Below are 22084 nucleotides of genomic sequence, written 5' to 3'. Positions count from 1 at the left end.
TACCATGAACCTGCTCGATCCTAGAGCCACCTTCAGCAAACCCGACGGCGATGGTTCCGTACAGGTCCAGCTCGACCCGCAGGACCAGATCAAAGGCGCAAAGGTCTTTGCGGTTTATGGCAAAGGCGGCATCGGCAAGTCGACCACTTCGTCGAACCTCTCCGCCGCCTTCTCCAAGCTCGGCCACCGCGTACTGCAGATCGGCTGCGACCCGAAGCACGACTCCACCTTCACGCTCACCAAGAAGCTGATCCCCACCGTGATCGACGTCCTCGAAGGCGTTGAATTCCACGCCGAGGAACTGCGGCCCGAAGACTACATGTTCGAAGGCTACAACGGCGTGATGTGTGTCGAAGCAGGCGGCCCGCCCGCTGGCACTGGCTGCGGCGGCTATGTCGTTGGCCAGACGGTGAAACTGCTCAAGCAGCACCACCTGCTCGAAGACACCGACGTCGTGATCTTTGACGTGCTGGGCGATGTGGTGTGCGGCGGCTTTGCAGCCCCGCTGCAGCATGCCGAACGCGCCGTCGTCGTTGCCGCAAACGACTTCGACTCGATCTTCGCGATGAACCGCATCGTTGCCGCCATCGGTGCCAAGGCAAAGAACTACAACGTGCGCCTCGCCGGTGTCATCGCCAACCGTTCGCGTGAAACTGACGAGATCGACCGTTTCAGCGCCGCCATCGGCATGAAGCGCCTCGCCCATTTCCAGGATCTCGATGCCATTCGCCGCAGCCGCCTGAAGAAGTGCACGCTGTTCGAAATGGAGCCCTCGCCCGAAGTGATCGGCGCGCAGCTTGAGTACCTCCGCCTTGCGCAACTGCTGTGGGACGGCGTCGATCCGGTCGAAGCCAAACCCATGAAGGACCGCGATATCTTCGACTTTCTGGGGTTCGAATGATGGCCACGCAATACTCTTCAGATCAGGCAGCACCACGTCGTTACGACGACCAGCGCGAGAAGCTGACCGAGTATTTCGACAGCACCGCACGCAAGGCGTGGATCGATCTGACGTCAGATGCCAAAGTCAGCGGCATTCGCGCTACGGTCCGCGCCGGGCGCGATGCCATGCGCGAACAGCTGCTGGGCTGGCTGCCCGAAGACTTGCGCCGCAACAACCTGCTCGATGCTGGTTGCGGCACTGGCAGCCTCAGTGTTGAAGCCGCGCGCCGCGGCGCAGTGGTGACAGCCATCGACGTGGCGCAGGGCTTGGTTGATATCGCCCGCGAACGCGCACCATCGTTCCTTGGCCATGGCCGCATCGATTGGCGCACAGGCGATATGCTCGATCCGGCATTGGGCACGTTCGACCATGTCGTCGCGATGGATTCGCTCATCCACTACACCCTGCCCGATATGGTCTGGGCGCTGGCAGCACTCACGCGCCGCTGCACCGGCTCGATCGTGTTTACGTTTGCACCGTACACCCCGCTGCTGGGCGCCATGAACAACGTCGGCAAACTGTTTCCGCGTTCGGATCGCTCGCCAGCCATCGTGCCCATCGCTGAGGATGCGCTGCGCGCCGAACTCGCCGGTTTTGATGGCTGGGAAGTCCGCCGCAGCGGCCGCATCTCAAGCGGTTTCTACAAATCGCACGGTATGGAACTGGTAAAGCGCTGATGCAGCAAAGGCGGGCCTTTTACGCAAACTGGAGCCGGGTGGCAGTCACCTGGCTGCCCTTTGCCGATGCTGCTACGGCTCAGGTTCCCCTTTCGCGTCTGCTGCGCCTGTCGCTGTTTCAGGTCAGTGTCGGCATGGCCATGGTGCTTCTCAACGGCACACTAAACCGCGTCATGATCGTCGAGCTGGGCATTCCAGCGTGGCTGGTCTCGCTAATGATCGCCATTCCGCTGCTGGCTGCTCCATTTCGCGCGCTGATCGGCCACCGGTCGGATGTGCATCGGTCGGTGTTGGGGTGGAAGCGCGTACCGTTCATCTGGTTCGGCACGCTGATGCAATTTGGTGGCCTGGCTATCATGCCCTTCGCACTGCTGCTGATGAGCGACCCTGCCTTGTTCGGCGTGGGGGTTGCCACCAGTGCGCTTGCCTTCCTGCTGGCTGGGTTCGGTATGCACACCACACAAACGGCAGGCCTCGCTCTCGTTGGTGACTTGACCGATGACGAGCACCGCCCGCGCGCGGTCTCGCTGCTCTATCTGTCCTTGCTGGCCGGTATGATGCTGTCATCGCTGGTGATCGGCGGTCTGCTGGTAGAGTTCAGCCCAACCCGTCTGGTGCAAGTCATTCAGGGCGCAGCCGTGCTAACTTTCGTGCTGAACCTTGTCGCCCTGTGGAAACAAGAAGCCCGCAGCGCTGCCACAGTTTCGATTGACACCTATCGCCCGGCTTTTTCCGAAGTCTGGCAGTCCTTTACCGCGCAACCCGTAACAATGCGTCTGCTCACTGCCGTGGGCCTTGGTGCAACGGCCTTTGCGATGCAGGATGCGCTTCTCGAACCCTATGGCGGTGAAATCCTCGGGCTCTCTGTCGGGGCCACCACCGCACTAACCGGCGCATGGGCGCTGGGTGCTCTGATTGCTTTCACGCTGTCGGCCCGCTGGCTCGGCCGCGGCACTGACAGCTTGCGGATCGCAGGCTATGGCGTGGTTGTTGGCATTGCCGCCTTCATGCTGGTGATCTTTGCTGCCCCGATGGCCAGCCCGGTCGCGCTCGGGCTTGGGTCCATGCTGATCGGTGCAGGCGCAGGCCTGTTTCTGGTCGGGACGCTGACCACTGCCATGGCGCTGTCCGATACCAAAACCGCAGGCCTTGCGCTTGGCGCATGGGGCGCTGTGCAGACCACTTTTGCAGGCGTTGCCATAGCTTTGGGCGGGGTGTTGCGCGATGTCGTCTCCAGCCTCGCTGTCGCCGATGGCCTCGGCCACACGCTGGCGCACCGCAGCACCGGCTATGCCACCATCTACATCATCGAAATCTGCCTCTTGCTTGCCACGCTTGTCGTGCTTGGCCCGCTGGTAGGTCAGACCCCGGCTGCCGCCCGGACAACCGGCATCAACTCCAGTGGCAATCGCTTCGGATTGACGGAGTTTCCCACATGAGGCCGGGACAAGTGAGAGCGGGCCAGCTGAGAACCGGAAGGACACTGACATGAACACGGGCAATATCGTTGGCACAATAGATGCCGCACAGATCGCAATGATAACATTCATCGGCTTTTTCATCGCGCTGGTCTTCTGGCTGCGCCGCGAAGACCGCCGTGAAGGCTATCCCCTCGAAGACGCGCTGACCGGCCGTCTCGATCCCGAAGGCGGGCCGCTCTCAACAGCAGCACCCAAAACCTTCATCCTGCCATTCGGCAAGGGCACGATCTCGTTCCCTAATGGCAGCCGCGATCCGTTCGAGATCAATGCCAAGCGCCGCGAAAACTTTGGCGGTGCGCCTTTCACCCCGGTAGGTGATGTGTTTGCCGCAGGCGTTGGCCCCGGTTCTTACGCTGATCGCGCCAAGTGGGCCGATATCGATGCCCACGGCAATCCGCGCATCGTGCCCATGGGCGTCGTGCCGGAAATCACCGTCGCCACGGCTAGCACCGATCCGCGCGGCCTGCCCGTTTATGGCGCCGATGGCCTCAAGGCCGGTGTCGTAACCGATCTGTGGGTTGATCGCGCAGAACACATGGTGCGCTACCTTGCTGTCGATACCGGCACCAATACCGTGCTGGCACCGATGCCGATGGCAGTGGTCCGCAAGAATGCGGTGATCATCGATGCCATCAATGCCGCCGATTTCGCAGGTGCGCCGTTCCCGGCCAACCCGCAGGAAATCACCCGCTATGAAGAAGAGCGGACCGTTGCTTACTACGGCACTGGCTATCTCTATGCCAACGCCGACCGTCTGGAGCCACTGGTGTGACCGAATACGATCATGAACCCGTCCGTGGCCTTCCGGGCGAACTTCCTGCCGGTGAACACATCATCTGGCAGGGGGCGCCCGAATGGCGGACTTTCGCTCGCAGCGCGCTGCATACCCGCTGGGTCAGCGCCTATTTCGCAGCCCTTGCCGTGCTGGGCCTTGCCAGCGGCAAGCTGATCGGTGCAGCAGCAGCGGTCATCGGCGGCGCGATCACCTTGGGATTGCTGGCGCTGTTTGCGGTGCTGGTGGCACGGACTACGGTCTATACCATCACCAACCGTCGCGTGGTGCTGCGTGTAGGCATTGCGCTTAACAAGTGCATCAACCTGCCGCTGTCCCTCATAGGTGCAGCAAACATGCGCGAACTTGGCGCAGGTCATGGTGAAATCGCCCTGGTCCTGACCGGCAGCCACCGCCTTGGCCTTGCCACGATCTGGCCACATGCCCGTCCGTGGCACCTGTCAAAGCCGCAGCCGATGCTGCGCGCCCTGCCGGATGCTCAGGCTGTTGCCAAAGTGCTGGCCCAGGCTTGCGCTGCAGTCGTGCCAAACGCGGCACCCGCCAAACAGCGCACCAATGCTGCACCGGCGCGCGATAACGGCATGCAGGACAACGGTATGCAGGGAGCCATGGCATGAGCCTCGTCCACGATCACCAGAACACCGTTCCGCGTCCAGCGTTGTTGCTGGCCGGTGGGCTAATCGCTACAACGCTGGCATTGACCACGCTGGTGCAGACCGGTGTGCTCAACCGCGAAGCCGTCCCTTCAGTGGCGCGGGCCAGTGCCGGTGTCGTTGCCGTCGAAGTGCGCCATCTGGCGTTCGATGACCGCGCCGATGGAGCGGTCGTGGTCAAGGACACCGACAGCGGCGAAACGCTTGCCGTGCTCAAGGGCGAGAATGACGGCGGCGGCTTTGTTCGCGGCGTGATGCGCGGCATGGCCCGCGAACGCAAGATGAACGGGATCGGACAGGCAACCCCCTTCGAATTGTCGCTTTGGGGCAACGGCTCGCTCTCGCTGCTTGATCCGGCCACGGGCCGCTCGGTTGAACTCGGTTCGTTCGGCCCGGACAATCGGGCCGCTTTCGTTCAATTCCTGAAGAGCCAGACCTCTGCGAAGAGTCAAACTGGGGCGAACCCGACATGAACGGCCCGCGCGCCTTTGACGTGCCCTGCCGCATTGCGGTTGAGCAAAGCGAGGCGCACTTTCACGCCCATGTCGAACTGGCCGACAATATCACCGTTGAACCCGGTGATCGGGTACATGTCCACGGCGACCCCATCCGCATTCCTTTCGGCCAGAGCATGGTGATCGAACGGATGGCGACCGTGGAACGCGCAGGACCCATCCTGCGCAGCTGGACGCGGCTCGTGGCCTATCTTGGCCTTACTGAACTTTACGAAGTCAGCTTCAATCCTGGGAGCATGAAATGAACGCCCACACCGTTATCGCCCGGCCTTATGAAAGCGCCGCAGCCCTCCCGGAAAAGCCTGATGTTCACGCGATGGTCCAACACGAAACCGTGCTCAGCCCGCGCTTCTACACCACCGATTTTGCCGCACTCGATTCGATCGACGTCTCGCTGGTGCGCAAGGAATGGGATGCGCTGATGGCCGAAATGGTCAGCGATCCCAACAAGCTGCACTTCAAACGCGAAGGCAGCTTTGCCGGGATCATCGAAGGGCTTGAGCCTGAACTGCGCGCCGAATTCATCGATTTCCTTGTCAGCTCGCTGACTTCGGAGTTTTCGGGCTGCATCCTCTATGCCGAAATGGCCAAACGGACCAAGAACCCGGACATGAAGCAGCTGTTCAAACTGCTCGCCCGCGATGAAAGCCGCCACGCTGGCTTCATCAATGAAGCGCTGAAGGACGCCGGTATCGGCATCGATCTGGGCTTCCTGACCAAGGCCAAGAAGTATCATTACTTCAAGCCGAAGTTCATTTTCTACTCGGTCTACCTGTCTGAAAAGATTGGCTATGCCCGCTATATCGCGATCTATCGTCAGCTCGCCAAACATCCCGAACTGCGCTTCCACCCGATCTTCAACTGGTTCGAATCGTGGTGCAATGACGAGTTCCGTCATGGCGAGGCTTTTGCCCTGCTGCTGCGCGCCGATCCGAAACTGCTGACCGGCATGAACAAGCTGTGGGTGCGGTTCTTCCTGCTGGCGGTCTATTCCACCATGTATGTGCGCGATCACGCGCGCCCGGTTTTCCACAAGGCTCTCGGCCTTGATCCCAAGACATATGACTACAATGTCTTTGCGATCACCACGGCCATCAGCCGTCAGGTTTTCCCGGTAGAGCTGGATACCGAAGATCCGCGCTTCCGCCGCGCGATGGACCGTCTGCTGGTGGCAAGCCAGAAGATCGAAGCGGGCAAGAAGCAGGGCGGCCTCTCCGGCGCTCTCCTGCGCGCATCGGGCACTGTCGTGGCTGGCCTGAACTTTGCCCGCATGTACCTGCTGCGCCCCCGCACCAACGAACTGCCTGCCACTGTGCGGATGCAGCCCGCATGGTAAGCTGGACCGGCCATGTCCTGCCGGTCGTTGCCACGATCGCGGTCTGGTTCCTGGCAACAGGACTGATCGCGTGGGCCGATAACCGTGAACGCCGCACTTTCCCGCTCAGCCTGCTGCTGGCAGGCGCAGCGGGCGTGGGCGGACTGGTCATGGTCGCCCAGACGATGAAATCTGCCTCACTGTGGGGCGTCTATGCCTCGTTTGCCGGGGCCATCCTGATCTGGTCGTGGCACGAGATCACGTTCCTAACCGGTGCCATCACCGGCCCCCGGCGTGAGCCTTGCCCTGCTGATGCGCGCGGGGCCAAGCGCTTCGTCCACGCTGTAGGGGCGATTGCCTGGCATGAAATCGCGCTCGCGCTCAGCGCGCTTGGCCTGATCTCGCTCAGCTGGGATGCGCCTAATCAGCTCGGCGCGATGACCTTTACGCTGCTGCTGGTCATGCGGCTGTCGACCAAGATGGTGATCTTCTTCGGCGTGCCCAACATGAGCACCGAGATCTTCCCGCCGCACCTTGCCTATCTGAAAACCTACTTCGGCCCGCGCCGTCTGGGCATCGAACTGGTGCTGGCGATTGCTGGCACATCAGGCCTCGCAATCTGGCTCGGTTTGATCGCGCTCAATGCGCCCGAGGGCAGTGCCAGTGCAGCAGGGGCCAGCCTGCTCTTCGCACTCGCCGCGCTGGGTGCGCTTGAACACCTGTTTCTGGCCCTGCCGGTGCGCGATGGCGCGCTATGGGGCTGGGCTTTGCCTACACGACGGCCAGCTAACTGATTTTGGCTAAATAAATTCGCAATTACGTACTCGAACGAGAACACACGAAGAGGACCGACGACATGGATTACGAAGCCTACTTCCAGGGCGAACTTGACGCGGTCCGTAACGAAGGACGCTATCGGATCTTTACCGAGATCGAGCGTCGCTGCGGCAACTATCCGCACGCCACCCGCTATGTCGAAGACCGCACCGAACAGGTCACCGTGTGGTGCTCGAACGATTACCTTGGCATGGGCCAGCACCCAGCCGTGCTTGATGCGATGCACAAGACATTGGACGAATGCGGCGCGGGCGCTGGTGGCACGCGCAACATCTCGGGCACCAACCACCACCACGTGCTGCTTGAAAACGAGCTGGCCGATCTGCACGGCAAAGAAGCCGCGCTGCTGTTCACCAGCGGATATGTTTCAAACTGGGCGGGCCTTGGCACACTGTGTGCCAAGCTGCCGGGCTGCGTGGTGTTTTCCGATGCGCTGAACCATGCTTCGATGATCGAAGGCATCCGCCACTCGCGCGCCACGTGCCGCGTATGGCGGCACAACGATGTGGAGCATCTGGATCAGCTGCTGTCCGAATACGGACCCGACGTGCCCAAGCTGGTGGCCTTTGAAAGCGTCTATTCAATGGACGGCGATATCGGCCCCCTCGCCGAGATTCTGGACGTGTGTGAAAAGCATGGCGCGATGAGTTATATCGACGAAGTTCACGGCGTTGGCCTTTATGGCCCGCGCGGCGGCGGTGTGGCCGAACGTGAAGGCCTGATGGACCGGATCACGGTGATCGAAGGCACGCTGGGCAAGGCGTTTGGCGTGATGGGTGGCTACATCGCCGCATCGGCCGCACTGTGCGATTTCGTGCGCACTTTTGCCAGCGGGTTCATCTTCACGACTGCGCTTCCGCCAGCCCTGGCTGCAGGCGCTGCGGCCAGCATCCGCCACCTGAAGGCCAGCGAGATCGAACGCGCCCGGCACAAGGAGCGCGTGGCCACCGTGCGGCGCAAGCTCGACGCGATGGGCATCCCCCACCTGCCCAATCCCAGCCACATCATCCCGGTCATGGTGGGCGATCCGCACAAGTGCAAGCGCATCAGCGACTGGCTTATGGACAACCACGGCATCTATGTGCAGCCGATCAACTATCCCACCGTGCCGCGCGGGACAGAACGCCTGCGCATCACGCCATCGCCCGTCCACAGCGATGCCGATGTAGAAAAGCTGATCAACGCTTTGAGCGACATCTGGTCGCAGTGCGAACTGGCGCGGCGTTCCGCCGCCGCCTGAGCTATCGGGCCGGAATACGAAAAAGGGCGCGGAACCAATGGTTCCGCGCCCTTCATCTTTGGGTAAACCCGATTGTGCCTAATGGCTCAGTTCGGGGCCTTGAGATAGGCAATCACGTCTGCACGGTCCTGCGCCTTCGAAAGGCCTGCAAAGGCCATCTTGGTGCCCGGGACAACGCGTGCCGGCTTTTCAAGGTACTGGAACATCTTTTCAGGCGTCCAGGTGATGCCGCTGTTCTTGTTGGCGTTCGAGTAGCTGTAGCCAGCCACCGACCCAGCGGCGCGACCGACGATGCCGGCGAGCGACGGGCCGACCATGTTCTTGCCTTCTTCAACAGCGTGGCAAGCCTTGCACTGTGCAAAGATCGTCTTGCCGTGCGCAACGTCAGGCGTCAGCGAAGCGAGCGTCGTACCATCGAGTGTGTCGGTGGAGTCCGGCGTCGGAGCCGCTGCGCTGGTCGCAGCCGCTGGTCCGGCAGCAGCAGGAGCTGCAGCTGTAGTGGTTTCTTCGGTCTTGGCTGCCGAACCTTCGGCTGCCTTGTCCGCGCCGCCGCCACCGCAAGATGCGAGGAGCATTGTCGCAGTTGTAAGCGCAATAAACTGTAAAGATTGCCGCATTTGCATCCACCCATAGTCCGAGATGATGAGCACCTCAATTGATCCGCATCATCAGATAAACACGAGAGCGCACGAGGCGCAACATGGTATTTTGGGCTTGGAAACCCTTCGAGTCTCTTGAGCCCAGATCGTCTTATTCAAGATCGAACAGCCCGTTGACTACCGTGGGCCAACCCATCTTGCAACACCATCAAAACGCTTGCGCCTTAAGCAAGTTCCACCGATCCGACTATCAGTGGCCAACGATTTGCGCCAAGGTGTTCAGCCTGCGGCCTTCGAGCCGTCTGCCAATGCAGTTTTGAATTTTGCGATCAGTGGCATGAACGGAAACAGCCATTGTTCCTTGATCGAGAGCCGCCGCCGATCATCCTGGCCCACCAGCGATGCTTCACCTTCCTTGTAGGTGCCGAAAATTCGGTCAAGCAGGATCAACGAATTGCCGTAATTGCACCGCGTGTCTTCATAGGGGACCGAATGGTGCAGACTGTGATGGCGGATCGTGGTGAACACATAGGAATAGAACAGCGGCGGGTTTGACCGCACATTGGCATGCGCAAACGTGGAAACCACGCCCATCACGCTGTATCCTGCCAATGCGGCCGACTGCTGAAGATCGAACAGGATCACGACGCTGAGGCTGATCAGCCACAATTCGATGGGGTTGCCCACCGCGCCCTTCATGGCGTTCAATTGCGTGATGTGGTGATGCGGGGCGTGTGTCATCCAGAATGGCGTGGAATTGTGCATCAGCCGGTGCATCCAGTACTGCCCGAATTCCACAAGGAACACGACAAACGCCACCTGCAGCAGCCACGGCATCTGTTCCGCCCACGGCGTTGCGATGCCGAGTGATTCTTTTACCGATTCCAGGGGCCGATCTGCGAGGAAATTAGTGGCTTTCGAGATTACTGTGGCGCTGAGTACGACATAGAACAGATCGGTGAAGAATTCGCGCCGGTTCATCCGCCAGCCTTCATGCCGTTCCAGCGGGATTTCCAGCAGCAACACGATGAGTGTGATCGCGGAACTGACCCCGATGACCACCCATGTGTTCTGCACCCACGCATCGGGTGCAAAAGCCCAGAAGGATACGGCAATCGCCACCATGATCGGCGGCAAGAGATTGACGAGGCGCTGCGCGATGCCCCCGGTTGTGTCACTGGCCTTGGTCATGCTTGAAGCGGACATGCGCGAACACCTCTCCAAAATCCGGGCACATTTGTGCGAGGTTGGTATGCAGCGTTTGGCCAAGCTTAGCATACGTCGAATGACGTAATACAGCCCTGATTCAGCGCGTTGACGCCCGCCCATGCGCGGGCCAAACCGGTATGACCCCACGGCATCGCGGCCCGGTAAGATTATTACCATACGCAAAAAGCGTAATACGCAGACCGGTCACTTTCCCCCATGTGTAATGGCGTTCCGGCAAGAAAAAGGGAAATCACGCATGTTCAGGCTGATCGGCAAGTCCGGAAAAGCACTCCTGATTGCCGCCACGTTGCTGGCGGCATCGTGCTCTCCATCGGCAGATGCGCCTGCGCCAAAGCGCAGCGAATTCAGCATCGGCTGGTCGATCTATGCCGGATGGATGCCCTGGCCCTATGCCCAGCAGGCTGGCATCGTGAAGAAGTGGGCCGACAAATATGGCCTGAAAATCAACATCGTGCAGGTCAACGATTATGTCGAATCGGTGAACCAGTACACCGCCGGCAAGTTTGACGGCGTGACCGTGGCCAACATGGACGCGCTGACCATCCCGGCCGCAGGTGGCAAGGACACCAGCGCGATCATCGTCGGCGATTACTCCAACGGCAATGATGGCGTGCTGCTCAAGGGCGGCAACAGCGTGGCCGCGCTGAAGGGCCAGTCGATCTATCTCGTCGAACTGTCGGTCTCGCACTACCTGCTGGCCCGTGCGCTCAACAGCAATGGCATGTCGCTGACCGATGTGAAGACGATCAACACCGGCGACGCTGATATCGTTGGCGCTTTCAGCAGCCCCGATGCCAAGGCGGCTGTTGCGTGGAACCCGCAGCTGTCGGTGATGCGCGGTCAGGCAGGTGCAACCCAAGTGTTCAGTTCGGCGGACATTCCCGGCGAAATCCTTGATCTGCTGGTGGTCGATACCGCCACACTGAAAGCCAACCCCGATCTGGGCAAGGCTCTGGCGGGAATCTGGTATGAAACCGTCAGCCTGATGATGCGTGATGATGCGCAGGGCAAGGAAGCGCGCGCAGCGATGGCCAAGCTGGCCGGGACCACGCCCGATGTGTTCGACGCCCAATTGAAGACCACGCGCCTTTACATCGATGCCAAGGAAGCCGTGGCCGCAACCACCTCGCCCGAACTGATCTCGACCATGACCAAAGTGCGCGATTTCAGCTTCTCCAAGGGCCTGTTCCAGGGCGCGACTTCTGCCGATGCGGTGGGCATGGGCTTTCCCGGCGGCGTCACACTGGGTGATCCGGCGCGGGTAACACTGCGCTTCGATGAAAGCTTCATGAAGCTGGCCGCCGACAACAAGCTGTGATCACCACGCAGGCTCAACGGTCCGGCCACCACGTTTTCAAGGAGGCGCACAGATGCGCTGGGTAAACCGACACATCGGGCGCAGACAGGCTTTCGGGCTGGGTGCGATTCCGATTGGCTTGCTGACCATCGGCTATCTGGTGGCATCGGCCCAGCGCCACGCCGCAAATCCTGCCGACAAGATCCTGCCGCTCCCCTCTGCCATGGGGACAGCGATCTGGAAGATGATGCAGCAGCCCGATGTGCTGAGCGGCAATCTGGTGTTCTGGGCCGATACGCTGGCCAGCTTGCAGCGCTTGGGGCTTGGCCTTGGCATTGCCACGCTGATGGCGCTTCTGGTGGGCCTGCTGCTGGGCGTTCTGCCGCCAGTCCGCGCCATGTTTGGCCCACTGGTCACCGGCATCGCCGTAATCCCGCCAATCGCGCTGCTACCCATCCTGTTCATTGCGCTGGGCCTTGGTGAAACCGCCAAAGTGGCGCTGATCGTGATCGGCATTGCCCCGGTGATGGTGCGCGATGTGGCAGGGCATGTAGGCGCCTTGCCGCGCGAGCAGATCGTCAAGGCGCAGACACTGGGCGCGGGCAGCTGGCAGATCATGCTGCGCGTGGCTTTGCCGCAAGCCTTGCCCCGGCTGCTGGTGGCACTGAAACTGGCGCTTGGCCCGGCATGGGTGTTTCTGATCTCGGCCGAGGCCATCGCGTCTGATGTGGGCCTTGGCTACCGCATCTTCCTCGTCCGCCGTTATCTCGCGATGGACGTGATCATCCCATACGTCGCATGGATCGCATTGCTGGCCATCGTGATGGACGTGGCGCTGTCAAAGCTCAGCACAAAGGCCTTCCCCTGGGCCCATGGAGCAGCACATTGAGCGCGCTGCTGACATTGAAGGACGTGTGGGTCGAATATGGCGACCGCATCGTCCTCGAAAAGGTCAATCTCGATGTGGCCGCAGGTTCGTTCGTCTCGGTCGTCGGGCCATCGGGCGCAGGCAAGAGCACGTTCCTGCGCGTGATCTTGGGGCAAGAGCAGGCAACGCGCGGGACGATCACGCTCGACGGTGCGCCGCTGCCTCCCGAATGCGGGCCGGACCGGGGCGTGGTGTTTCAGAAATACTCGGTCTTTCCGCACCTGACCGTGCTGGGCAATGTGGTATTCGGGCTGGAGTGCACACAAGCGCCGCTGCTGGCCCGCCTGTTTGGTGCCCGGCGCAAGGCGGCTGAGGCTGAGGCGGCAGACATGCTGGAAGCTGTGGGCCTGAAGGACAGCATGCACCTCTATCCGGCGCAAATGTCGGGCGGGATGCAACAACGCCTCGCCATTGCGCAGGCCCTGATCAAGCGCCCGCGCATCCTGCTGCTGGATGAACCCTTCGGCGCGCTCGATCCGGGCATTCGGGCCGATATGCATACGCTGATAACCCGGCTGTGGCGGCAGTATGACCTGACCGTGATCATGGTGACCCACGACATCCGCGAGGCGTTTTCGCTCGGCACGCGCGTACTGGCGCTCGACAAGCGTCGCCATGATCCGCACGCGCCGCACCGCTATGGCGCAACGGCGGTCTATGACTTGCCGCTGGTCAAGCCTGCGCCTGTGGAAGCAGACGCGAAGGTTGCCGAAGGGACTGCGGCATGACGCCCACGCCCGAACCCCTTGCGCGGCTGAGCATGAGCCTGCCCGCCAGCCTGTTCCGCAAGCTGGACATGATGGTGGAGGAACGCCGCCTGCCATCGCGATCCCAGCTGATTTCCGAACTGATCCGCCACGCGTTGGCCGCGCACGAGGCCTATACCCGGCCTGAGGAGACGCTCGCGGGCACGGTCACCGTGGTCTATCGCGGCGACAGGGGCCGGGTGCGGCACCAGCTGGCGCAGACTCAGGCCGATTACCTCAAGGAGGTGATCTCGTCGCAGCATGTCTTTTTGCAGGACGATCAATCGCTTGAAGTGCTGCTGGTCCAGGGCGCGGCGGAGCGGCTGAAAGAGCTTTCCGATGCACTGCGCCGTGTGCGCGGCGTGCAGCAGCTTGAACTCGTAACGACAACCGCCCTTCTCCCGCCGCTCTATGAGCAAGACGGAAGCGAAGGCGAAACCGATGGAGCGGTGACATGACCGAAACTCTCGCAAACCCAATGGCCGCGCGCGACCATGCGCGCAGCATGGGGGGCACCGTGGTGGAAGCTATGCCAGTGCTGCCACCGGTGGTCAGTGATCTGCCCGAGGGCGTTTCCGCCGAAGATGTCGTGTGGGAAGAGACAATCGCTGCGGGCGGCTATGCCACGCGGCGTCTGGCACGCGGCAGCCGGCTGCGGCTGATTGATCTGAAGGGCGATGCCTGCGCCGGGCTGCAAGTGTTCAACGCTGAAATGCCCACCGAGCGCCTGAATGTGGCCGATACGGTCAAGGTCCAGTGGAACGCCTATCTTGAGGCAGGCAAGCTGCTGCTGTCCGACATGGGCCGCGTGTTGATGAGCATCGAGGCGGACGATGCGCAAACGCACGATTGCTTCAGCGGCACATCAAATGCGGCCACCAATCTGGCGAAGTATGGCGAGGGCCGCAACAGCGGGGCCTATCCCAACGGGCGGGACCGCTTCCTGCTGGGCGCGGCCAAGCATGGGCTGGGGCGGCGCGATGTGCATCCGTGCGTGAACCTGTTCAAGGGCACGAAGATCGAGCTGGACGGCACGATCACGCCCGTGGTCGGCCCGTTTGCGCCAGGGCGCGAAGTGATTTTGCGCGCGGAAATGGAGGTGATCGTGGTGATCGCCAATTGCCCGCACGTGCTTGATCCGCGCGCCGAATACGCGGTCACACCGCTGCGCGCCACCGCTTGGCTCGGGGCCGTGACCGCTGCTGAAGACACGATCCGCAATGCGACGCCCGAAGGCCTGCGCGCCTTCCTGAACGTCGAAGACTACTACCGTCGCTGAAGCGAGGAACCATCTGATGAGCGATCCCCACCTCTCCGGCCTGCCTGCCACCATCGTGCATGACGAGATCGTGCCCTCCCGCGCGCCGTGGCTTTATCACGTGGCCAAGGGCCAGACGCTGCGCATAGTCGACCTTGAAGGCAATCAGGCAGTCGATTTCCTGCTCTACAGCACGGCTGACGATGCCGAGCGCTACAGCGCGCAGGATACCGTGGCCGCGCAGGGCAACCTGTTCCTGCGCACCGGCACAAAGCTGATGTCAAACGAAGGCCGCCCGATGATGACCATCGCCGCCTCTGCCGTGGAATATCACGATACGATCGGCGGGGCGTGTTCGTGCGAATCCAATACCTTGCGCTACGGTCATCACACTAAGTCTCAACATGCCTGCGTCGAGAATTTCCTTGAGGCCAACCTGCTCGAAGGGCGCGGCAAACGCGATATCGTGCCGAACATCAACTTCTTCATGAACGTGCCGGTCGAGGCTGACGGGACGCTCGGGATCGTGGATGGCATCTCCGCACCGGGGCTGACTGTGGACCTTTATGCCGAGATGGACGTGACTGTGGTCGTCTCAAACTGCCCGCAGATCAACAACCCGTGCAACGCCTTCAACCCCACCCCTGTCCGCATGATCGTGGCAGCATGACCGGCAAACCCATGACCTTCGATACTGTCCTGATCGCCAACCGTGGTGCGATTGCCACCCGGATCATCCGCACGCTGCGCGCCATGGGGCTGCGCTCCGTAGCGGTCTATTCGGAGGCAGATGAAGGCTCGCTGCATGTGGCAGAGGCCGACGAGGCGGTCTGCATCGGCGGTGCGCGGCCGAGTGAGAGCTACCTCGATATCGCCAAGATCATTGCAGCGGCAAAGGCCACCGGCGCAGGCGCGATCCATCCGGGCTATGGGTTCCTTTCGGAAAACACTGAATTTGCGGCGGCTTGCGCCGAAGCTGGGATCGAATTCATCGGGCCGACGGCTGACAACATCCGCACCTTCGGCCTGAAGCACAGCGCGCGCGAACTGGCAGCAGCCCACGGCCTTCCGCTGGCGCCGGGGACCGACCTCCTGACCGATGAGGCAGCGGCCATTGCTGCGGTGCAGGCCATCGGCTTTCCGGTGATGTTGAAAGCCACCGCAGGCGGCGGCGGCATCGGCATGCGGGTGTGCGAGAGCGAGGCCGACGTGCGCGAAGGCTTTGCCGCCGTGGCACGCCTCGGGCAAAGCAACTTCGGCGATGCCGGCGTGTTCCTCGAACGCTTCGTGCGGCGCGCGCGCCATGTCGAAGTGCAGATCTTCGGCGACGGCGCAGGCCGCGTGGTGGCGCTGGGCGAGCGTGACTGCTCGCTGCAGCGGCGCAACCAGAAAGTGGTCGAAGAAGCCCCCGCCCCGCTCCTGCCCGAAACCGTACGTCAGGCCCTCTTCGCCGCCGCAATCCGGCTTGGTGAGGCGGCGCAGTATCGCAGCGCAGGCACCGTAGAGTTCCTCTACGACGCCGACCGCGAGGAGTTCTTCTTCCTCGAAATGAACACCCGCCTGCAGGTGGAACACGGCGTGACCGAAATGGTCTTCGGTGTGGATCTGGTTGAGTGGATGATCCGCGGCGCTGCGGGCGACTATAGCTTCCTCGATAGCGCGCCGACCACACCCAAGGGCCATTCGGTGCAAGTCCGGCTCTATGCCGAAGACCCCGCGCTGGATTACCGGCCAACTTCAGGCACGCTGACCTCCGTCCAGTTCCCGGAAGGCGTCCGAGCCGAAACGTGGATCATGGCGGGCAGCGAAGTCAGCGCCTTCTACGATCCGATGCTCGCCAAACTGATCGTCCATGCCGACACGCGCGAGGCCGCTGTGGCCGCCATGCAGGAGGCACTGGCCGCCAGCCGCATCGACGGGATCGAAACCAACCTGCGCTGGCTGCGCGATGTCGTGGCCTGCCCCGCCTTCACCAGCGGCGAGGTCTCCACCCGCGCGCTGGAAAGCGTGACTTACACCCCGCAAAGCTTCCGCGTGATCAGCGGGGGCACGGCTACGACCGTACAGGACTGGCCCGGTCGGCAAAAGCTGTGGGCCGTTGGCGTGCCACCTTCAGGCCCGATGGACGACCAGTCATTCCGCATCGGCAACCGCCTGCTCGGCAATCCTGAAGGCATGGCCGGGCTGGAAATGACCGTCACCGGCCCGACGCTGGCCTTCTCGTCTGCGGCTCGCGTGTGCCTGACCGGCGCGGATTTCGGCGCGACGCTGGATGGCCAACCCGTGCCGCTGGGCACCGCTTTCGAGATCGCAGCCGGACAGACGCTTAGCTTGGGCCGTGCTTCGGGCGGCGGAATGCGGGGTTATCTGCTGATCGCAGGCGGGCTAGACATTGCCCCCTATCTTGGCAGCTGCAGCACGTTCGAGCTCGGCCAGTTCGGCGGCCATGCCGCGCGGCGTCTGGTGGCGGGCGATGTCCTGCATCTGGCAGGCGCGCCCACCAGCGGCGCAACTCCGGCAATCCCCCTGCCCGCCCTACCGACCGAATGGTCCCTGCGCGTACTGTATGGCCCGCACGGTTCGCCTGATTTCTTCACCGACGACGATATCGACATGATCGTCGCAGCGGACTGGCAAGTGCATTACAACTCCAACCGCACCGGCGTGCGCCTTGTCGGCCCCAAGCCCGAATGGGCACGGCGCGATGGCGGCGAAGCGGGGCTGCATCCGTCGAACATCCACGATAACCCTTATGCCATCGGCGCGGTGGACTTTACCGGCGACATGCCGATAATCCTCGGCCCCGATGGCCCCTCGCTGGGCGGGTTTGTGTGCCCCTTCGTAGTGATTGCGGCAGACTTGTGGAAAGTCGGCCAGCTTTCGGCAGGCGACAAGGTGCGCTTCGTGCCGGTGACGATGGCAGAAGCCACCGCCGCTTCGTCGGCACAAAAAGCGCTGCTCCTGAACGGCACCAAGACGCCACCTAGCCGCACCTGCGCGGTAGCAACGCAGACTCCGGTGCTGGCTGACCTGCCCGAAGGCCCCAGCCGTCCGCGCACCGTCTATCGCCAGCAGGGTGATCGCAACATCCTCGTCGAATACGGCCCGATCGTGCTCGACATCGAACTGCGCATCCGCGTCCACGCGCTGATGACAGAGCTTGAGCGCATGGCCCTGCCCGGCGTGATCGACATCGTACCGGGCATCCGTTCGCTGCAACTGCACTTCGATGGCGCAGCGCTGGATCAGGCAGCTGCACTGGCCGCTCTGATTGCGGCAGAGGAGCGCTTGGGCGATCTTGAGGACTTTGCGATCCCATCGCGCATCGTCCACCTGCCGCTGAGCTGGCGCGATCCCGCCACCATCGAGACTATCGAAAAGTACATGGGCGCGGTGCGCGATGATGCGCCGTGGTGCCCGGACAACATCGAATTCATCCGCCGCATCAATGGCCTGCCCGATGTGGCGGCGGTGGAGAACCTGATCTTCGAGGCCAGCTATCTGGTGATGGGCCTTGGCGACGTATACCTCGGCGCGCCGGTCGCCACCCCGGTCGATCCTCGACACAGGCTGGTGACTACGAAATACAACCCGGCGCGCACCTGGACGCCGCCCAACGTGGTCGGCATCGGCGGGGCCTACATGTGCATCTATGGCATGGAAGGCCCGGGCGGTTACCAGCTGTTCGGGCGCACCATTCAGGTCTGGAACACGCACCGGCAGACGGCGGACTTCATCGAAGGCAAGCCGTGGCTGCTGCGCTTTTTTGACCAGATCCGCTTCTATCCGGTGAGCGCCGAGGACCTCTCCGAATGGCGGCGAGATTTCCCGAGCGGGCGACGCTCCATCACCATCGAACCGTCCGAATTCCGCCTTTCGGATTACCGCAAGTATCTGGCCGACAATGCCGAAGCGATCAGCGCCTTCGAAGCGCAGCGCAAGGCTGCCTTCGATGCCGAGCGTGCCGACTGGCAGGCCAAGGGCGAGTTCGATCGCGTCTCTGCGCTCAGCGATTCGGACATCCCGGCTGAATCCGCAATCACTGTGCCCGATGGCGCGGATGTCGTCGAAGCCCCATTCGGCGGCAGCGTGTGGAAGCTTCTGGTCGCCACCGGCGATCAGGTGCAGGCGGGCGATACGATTGCCGTGCTGGAATCGATGAAGATGGAATGCCCGGTGCTCAGCCCCAATTCGGGCAAGGTCGTGGCAATGTATTGTTCCGAAAAGCAATCGTTGCAGCCCGGCGCGCCGATGTTTGCGCTGGAGAAAGCGGCATGAGCGCGTCTTTCCGCCAGAGCACGACGGACATCGCCGGGGCTGTAGGGTCTGGCACGACAAGCGCGGTGACCGTAATGGAAGCCACGCTGGAACGCATTGCCGCCTATGATGCCATACAGCCGCAAGTGTGGATCAGCCGGGCCTCTGCCGATGAACTGCTGGCGCAAGCGCGCGCGGTGGATGCCCGCGTGGCCGCAGGAGAACATCTGCCGCTAGCCGGTGTGCCCTATGCCGCCAAGGACAACATCGATGTGGCAAGCCTCGAAACGACAGCTGCCTGTCCGGCCTTTGCCTACATGCCCCAAGCCAGCGCAACCGTCATCGAACGTCTGACCGCCGCAGGTGCTATCTGCGTTGGCAAGACCAATCTCGATCAATTCGCCACCGGCCTTGTCGGCACGCGCAGCCCTTATGGCATTCCACGCAATGCTTCGAACCTGGCCTATGTCAGCGGAGGATCGAGTTCCGGCTCTGCGGTGGCCGTGGCAGCCGGGCTTGTGCCCTTTGCGCTGGGCACTGATACCGCCGGGTCTGGCCGCGTGCCTGCCGCGTTCAACCACCTGATCGGGTTCAAACCCACCAAGGGCCGCTGGTCCACCCATGGCCTCGTCCCCGCCTGCCGCAGCATCGATTGCATCACGGTGTTCACCGATGACACCGCAGGCGCTCGGCTGGTAGACGATGTGATCGCAGGGTTTGATCCAGCCGATCCATGGTCAAAACCGCTGGCCGATCACAATCTCGCCGCCAAAGTCATCGGCGTGCCCCGGCGCGACCAGCGTTTGTGGTTTGGCGATCTGGAATCCGAATACCTTTATGATCAGGCGCTGGCCAAGCTGGCGGAACTGGCAACAGTCGTCGAAATTGACATGGCCCCGCTGCAGGAAGCCGCGCTGCTCCTGTACAACGGGCCATGGGTGGCTGAACGCACCGCGGCCATGGCCAAGCTGTTGTCCGACAATCCCGATGCGGTCGACCCTACGGTGCGCACCGTAGTGCAGGCCGGATGGAACAAGAGCGCTGTAGAGCTTTGGAACGGCATCTACCGCATGGCCGAACTGAAGCGCCATGCTGACCAACTGCTGCAGCAAGTGGACATGCTAGTCCTCCCCACCACCGGCACAACCTATCGCGTGGACGAGTTGCTGGCCGCCCCCGTGGCGCTCAACAGCAATCTGGGCGCCTATACCAACTTCGTGAACCTGCTCGACATGGCCGCCGTGGCCGTGCCTGCAGGCCAGCGCGCGAACGGCACCGGGTTCGGCATCACGCTGATCGGCCCGGCGAATACGGACCGCGCCCTGATAACGGCCGCCGAGGCTTGGCTGTCCGCCGCCCAATTACCACCCCCACCCCCGCTCGATCTGGAGGGCAGAATGCAGACCGTGAAATTGGCCGTTGTTGGTGCTCATCTGGAAGGAATGCCGCTGCATTGGCAGCTGACATCGCGCAACGCCACCTTCGTGGGCGCATTCGAAACCGCGCCAACCTACAAGCTCTTTGCCATTGCCGACAGTGTTCCGCCCAAGCCCGCGCTGGTATTCAGCGAAGAGGGCGGCGCGGCCATCAAGCTTGAGGTCTACGAGCTTGGCGTGGCCGAATTCGGCAGCTTCGTGGTGGACGTGCCCCCGCCGCTGGCCATTGGCACAGTGACGCTGGCCGATGGCAGCAGCGTGAAAGGCTTCGTGTCAGAACCGCGCGCGCTGACCGGCGCCGAAGACATCACGCATCTAGGCGGATGGCGCGCCTATATCGCCAGCAAACCCTGATCCTCCCGCATTTCTTGCCGCGAAAGGCCTCTCCCATGCTCCGCAAGTCGCTTGCCGTTGCCGCCGCTACTGCTCTGTCAACCACCGCAGCCCAGGCGCAAGTGGTGGAACGGGCCCAAACCGTGCCCGGATTCGCCGATTTCCTTGCCGTGGATGGCGATTCAGTGTGGGCCACCAATCGCGGCCGCGTGGAAAAGTGGTCGCGCATCGGCAAAGTGGCCGAAGTCGCCATCGCCAAGCCTTGCGGCGCGATGACGGTGGAATTCGGATCGCTGTGGGTGGCCGATTGTGCCGCGCGCACGCTGGTGCGGATCGATCTGGAAACCGCCAAGATCGTGGCCACCATCCCCACCGGCATCGCCAACCAGAAGCAGGGTGAACTGATCGTGGCCACCGGCGCAGGCTCGGTCTGGATCGCCAGCAAACCCGAAGGCGCAGTGGCTCGCGTAGACCCCGCGACCAACACCATCGTCGCCAGCATCCCCGTAGATGCCGACACCTGGTACGTCACCTACGGCTATGACTCGGTCTGGGCCGTCAGCGCCACGCAGCAGACGTTGCAAAAGATCGATCCCAAGACCAACACCGTTGTCGCCCGCGCGGCCCTTGGCAAGATGCCAGGCTTCCTGGCCGCAGGCGAAGGCGGCGTATGGGTGCAGGAACAGGGCGAAGGCACACTGGTACGCGCCGATCCCGCCACCGGGCAAGTCGTGGGCCGCGTCAAAGTGGGCGAAAACCTGAAATACGGCGATATCGATGTGGGCGGCGGCAAAGTGTGGCTGCGCACAACCTTTGACCAGACCATGGCCGAAATCGACCCGAAGACGATGACGGTAACCGGCCGCTATGGCAAAGCCGAAGGCAGCGGCGCACTGCGCTACACCCCCAAAGGCGTGTGGACCAGCGCACATGACGTGCACACGCTGACCTTCTGGCCGATGACGGGGCTGTTGAGCGCGAAGAAACCCTGAACGGACAAATCGTTGCACTAAGTCAGTGTGTCGAACGGCACGATCAAAGCGCTCCAAGCTACCTGGACCTTCGGGTTCTGAACGTCGATGCCGCTTCCAGTCAGTAAACAAAGCGACCCTTTAACAAGGATTTTCGCCAAACATTCTTTATTGCAATTATAGACCCTGTTGGTTGAGCCAGACGACATGAGAATGTCATCTGGCCTTAGCCTTATTGCATCTTACAAAAAAACTTCTTGTTAAATCAGTACATTGCCGTGATCCAGTTGCCAGTAGGCAGTATCATGGCGGCCAGGCTGGTCATTTTGTGTATATAGCTTTGAATGACTGCGCGCTCAGCTTCGGCGGATAAACTGGGTGTTAACATAGCGCCGTCAGCCTTCGAGACAGTCACCGAAACACACCCCCGAATGCAGCGCACCTGCCGGTATTTTTTCAAGGATACTTGTTGATTGCGATCTGAAGTCCAGAAGCCTGCCCGGATCAGGGACCTGATGCAGCCCCCACATAATGAAAGCGCTGCGATGTGCTTAGGGTCAGGAATTGGTAATTGC

General features: G+C 62.0%; 21 protein-coding genes. 19 read left to right on the top strand and 2 right to left on the bottom strand.

Going from position 1 to position 22084, the window contains the following annotated elements; translation table 11 throughout:
• Positions 1-4: 4 nt before the first annotated feature.
• From bchL to hemA, 10 genes are all read left to right on the top strand, one after another.
• Positions 5-901 (top strand): ferredoxin:protochlorophyllide reductase (ATP-dependent) iron-sulfur ATP-binding protein, encoded by an 897-nt coding sequence (gene bchL, locus AC2A1F_RS13090; RefSeq protein ID WP_484209214.1) that lies wholly within the window; start codon positions 5-7, stop codon positions 899-901.
• Complete coding sequence (bchM, locus tag AC2A1F_RS13085) at positions 901-1620, top strand: magnesium protoporphyrin IX methyltransferase (RefSeq protein WP_484209213.1); 720 nt, start codon at positions 901-903, stop codon at positions 1618-1620. Before bchL ends, bchM begins: the two co-directional genes overlap by 1 nt.
• 38 nt (positions 1621-1658) lie before the next feature.
• Positions 1659-3059: a BCD family MFS transporter gene (locus tag AC2A1F_RS13080; protein ID WP_484209212.1), complete on the top strand. Its 1401-nt coding sequence runs from the start codon at positions 1659-1661 to the stop codon at positions 3057-3059.
• A gap of 49 nt (positions 3060-3108) precedes the next feature.
• Positions 3109-3873: a photosynthetic reaction center subunit H gene (gene puhA / locus AC2A1F_RS13075; protein ID WP_484209211.1), complete on the top strand. Its 765-nt coding sequence runs from the start codon at positions 3109-3111 to the stop codon at positions 3871-3873.
• On the top strand, positions 3870-4511 hold the full coding sequence (puhB, locus tag AC2A1F_RS13070; protein ID WP_484209210.1) for a photosynthetic complex putative assembly protein PuhB: 642 nt from the start codon (positions 3870-3872) through the stop codon (positions 4509-4511). Before puhA ends, puhB begins: the two co-directional genes overlap by 4 nt.
• A complete protein-coding gene (gene puhC / locus AC2A1F_RS13065; RefSeq protein WP_484209209.1) occupies positions 4508-5020 on the top strand; it encodes a photosynthetic complex assembly protein PuhC in 513 nt (170 codons plus the stop codon). The genes puhB and puhC overlap by 4 nt, the downstream gene beginning before the upstream one ends.
• Positions 5017-5307 (top strand): hypothetical protein, encoded by a 291-nt coding sequence (locus AC2A1F_RS13060; protein WP_484209208.1) that lies wholly within the window; start codon positions 5017-5019, stop codon positions 5305-5307. The genes puhC and AC2A1F_RS13060 overlap by 4 nt, the downstream gene beginning before the upstream one ends.
• Complete coding sequence (acsF, locus tag AC2A1F_RS13055) at positions 5304-6398, top strand: magnesium-protoporphyrin IX monomethyl ester (oxidative) cyclase (RefSeq protein WP_484209207.1); 1095 nt, start codon at positions 5304-5306, stop codon at positions 6396-6398. The genes AC2A1F_RS13060 and acsF overlap by 4 nt, the downstream gene beginning before the upstream one ends.
• Entirely contained in the window at positions 6392-7171 is a 780-nt protein-coding gene (gene puhE / locus AC2A1F_RS13050) for a putative photosynthetic complex assembly protein PuhE (RefSeq protein WP_484209206.1), read from the top strand. The genes acsF and puhE overlap by 7 nt, the downstream gene beginning before the upstream one ends.
• A gap of 62 nt (positions 7172-7233) precedes the next feature.
• Positions 7234-8454, top strand: coding sequence for a 5-aminolevulinate synthase (hemA, locus tag AC2A1F_RS13045; protein ID WP_484209205.1), 1221 nt, complete (start codon positions 7234-7236; stop codon positions 8452-8454).
• 86 nt (positions 8455-8540) lie between these two features.
• Here hemA and AC2A1F_RS13040 read toward each other — a convergent pair whose 3' ends face one another.
• A complete protein-coding gene (locus AC2A1F_RS13040; RefSeq protein ID WP_484209204.1) occupies positions 8541-9029 on the bottom strand; it encodes a c-type cytochrome in 489 nt (162 codons plus the stop codon).
• A gap of 303 nt (positions 9030-9332) precedes the next feature.
• The gene (locus AC2A1F_RS13035; RefSeq protein ID WP_484209203.1) at positions 9333-10259 is read right to left on the bottom strand and encodes a sterol desaturase family protein; all 927 of its coding nucleotides are present in this window, start codon (positions 10257-10259) and stop codon (positions 9333-9335) included.
• A gap of 259 nt (positions 10260-10518) precedes the next feature.
• On the opposite strand from AC2A1F_RS13035, the gene AC2A1F_RS13030 reads away from it, so the two are divergent.
• Genes AC2A1F_RS13030 through AC2A1F_RS12990 form a run of 9 tightly spaced genes read left to right on the top strand, consistent with a single transcriptional unit; the run spans position 10519 to position 21530 of the window.
• Positions 10519-11601, top strand: a complete 1083-nt coding sequence (locus AC2A1F_RS13030; RefSeq protein WP_484209202.1) for a putative urea ABC transporter substrate-binding protein — start codon at positions 10519-10521, stop codon at positions 11599-11601.
• A 52-nt stretch (positions 11602-11653) separates the two neighbouring features.
• Positions 11654-12469, top strand: a complete 816-nt coding sequence (locus AC2A1F_RS13025) for an ABC transporter permease (protein ID WP_298291568.1) — start codon at positions 11654-11656, stop codon at positions 12467-12469.
• Complete coding sequence (locus tag AC2A1F_RS13020) at positions 12466-13236, top strand: ABC transporter ATP-binding protein (RefSeq protein WP_484209201.1); 771 nt, start codon at positions 12466-12468, stop codon at positions 13234-13236. The genes AC2A1F_RS13025 and AC2A1F_RS13020 overlap by 4 nt, the downstream gene beginning before the upstream one ends.
• Entirely contained in the window at positions 13233-13712 is a 480-nt protein-coding gene (locus tag AC2A1F_RS13015; RefSeq protein ID WP_484209200.1) for a CopG family ribbon-helix-helix protein, read from the top strand. The genes AC2A1F_RS13020 and AC2A1F_RS13015 overlap by 4 nt, the downstream gene beginning before the upstream one ends.
• The gene (locus AC2A1F_RS13010; protein ID WP_484209199.1) at positions 13709-14533 is read left to right on the top strand and encodes an urea amidolyase associated protein UAAP1; all 825 of its coding nucleotides are present in this window, start codon (positions 13709-13711) and stop codon (positions 14531-14533) included. Before AC2A1F_RS13015 ends, AC2A1F_RS13010 begins: the two co-directional genes overlap by 4 nt.
• Positions 14534-14546: 13 nt before the next feature.
• Positions 14547-15182 carry an urea amidolyase associated protein UAAP2 gene (locus AC2A1F_RS13005; RefSeq protein ID WP_484209592.1) on the top strand — a complete coding sequence of 212 codons (636 nt, stop codon included), beginning with the start codon at positions 14547-14549 and terminating at the stop codon, positions 15180-15182.
• 11 nt (positions 15183-15193) lie between these two features.
• Positions 15194-18790: an urea carboxylase gene (gene uca, locus AC2A1F_RS13000; protein ID WP_484209591.1), complete on the top strand. Its 3597-nt coding sequence runs from the start codon at positions 15194-15196 to the stop codon at positions 18788-18790.
• Positions 18787-20559: an allophanate hydrolase gene (atzF, locus tag AC2A1F_RS12995; RefSeq protein ID WP_484209198.1), complete on the top strand. Its 1773-nt coding sequence runs from the start codon at positions 18787-18789 to the stop codon at positions 20557-20559. The genes uca and atzF overlap by 4 nt, the downstream gene beginning before the upstream one ends.
• A 35-nt stretch (positions 20560-20594) precedes the next feature.
• Entirely contained in the window at positions 20595-21530 is a 936-nt protein-coding gene (locus AC2A1F_RS12990; RefSeq protein WP_484209197.1) for an NHL repeat-containing protein, read from the top strand.
• Positions 21531-22084 lie beyond the last annotated feature (554 nt).

Source organism: Novosphingobium sp. HNCC26BN242, assembly GCF_057180525.1.
The sequence above is the reverse complement of the archived record's forward strand: the minus strand, read 5'-3'. Positions and strand labels throughout refer to the sequence as shown.

Excerpts from the sequence above, each read along its gene's own strand:
- AC2A1F_RS13060 (WP_484209208.1), top strand. The coding sequence starts at position 5,017 with ATGAACGGCCCGCGCGCCTTTGACGTGCCCTGCCGCATTGCGGTTGAG.
- AC2A1F_RS13015 (WP_484209200.1), top strand. The coding sequence starts at position 13,233 with ATGACGCCCACGCCCGAACCCCTTGCGCGGCTGAGCATGAGCCTGCCC.
- AC2A1F_RS13040 (WP_484209204.1), bottom strand. The coding sequence starts at position 9,029 with ATGCTCCTCGCATCTTGCGGTGGCGGCGGCGCGGACAAGGCAGCCGAA.
- atzF (WP_484209198.1), top strand. The coding sequence starts at position 18,787 with ATGAGCGCGTCTTTCCGCCAGAGCACGACGGACATCGCCGGGGCTGTA.
- uca (WP_484209591.1), top strand. The coding sequence starts at position 15,194 with ATGACCTTCGATACTGTCCTGATCGCCAACCGTGGTGCGATTGCCACC.
- AC2A1F_RS12990 (WP_484209197.1), top strand. The coding sequence starts at position 20,595 with ATGCTCCGCAAGTCGCTTGCCGTTGCCGCCGCTACTGCTCTGTCAACC.
- bchM (WP_484209213.1), top strand. The coding sequence starts at position 901 with ATGGCCACGCAATACTCTTCAGATCAGGCAGCACCACGTCGTTACGAC.
- puhC (WP_484209209.1), top strand. The coding sequence starts at position 4,508 with ATGAGCCTCGTCCACGATCACCAGAACACCGTTCCGCGTCCAGCGTTG.
- AC2A1F_RS13010 (WP_484209199.1), top strand. The coding sequence starts at position 13,709 with ATGACCGAAACTCTCGCAAACCCAATGGCCGCGCGCGACCATGCGCGC.
- hemA (WP_484209205.1), top strand. The coding sequence starts at position 7,234 with ATGGATTACGAAGCCTACTTCCAGGGCGAACTTGACGCGGTCCGTAAC.
- AC2A1F_RS13025 (WP_298291568.1), top strand. The coding sequence starts at position 11,654 with ATGCGCTGGGTAAACCGACACATCGGGCGCAGACAGGCTTTCGGGCTG.
- AC2A1F_RS13030 (WP_484209202.1), top strand. The coding sequence starts at position 10,519 with ATGTTCAGGCTGATCGGCAAGTCCGGAAAAGCACTCCTGATTGCCGCC.
- acsF (WP_484209207.1), top strand. The coding sequence starts at position 5,304 with ATGAACGCCCACACCGTTATCGCCCGGCCTTATGAAAGCGCCGCAGCC.
- bchL (WP_484209214.1), top strand. The coding sequence starts at position 5 with ATGAACCTGCTCGATCCTAGAGCCACCTTCAGCAAACCCGACGGCGAT.
- AC2A1F_RS13035 (WP_484209203.1), bottom strand. The coding sequence starts at position 10,259 with ATGTCCGCTTCAAGCATGACCAAGGCCAGTGACACAACCGGGGGCATC.
- puhE (WP_484209206.1), top strand. The coding sequence starts at position 6,392 with ATGGTAAGCTGGACCGGCCATGTCCTGCCGGTCGTTGCCACGATCGCG.
- puhA (WP_484209211.1), top strand. The coding sequence starts at position 3,109 with ATGAACACGGGCAATATCGTTGGCACAATAGATGCCGCACAGATCGCA.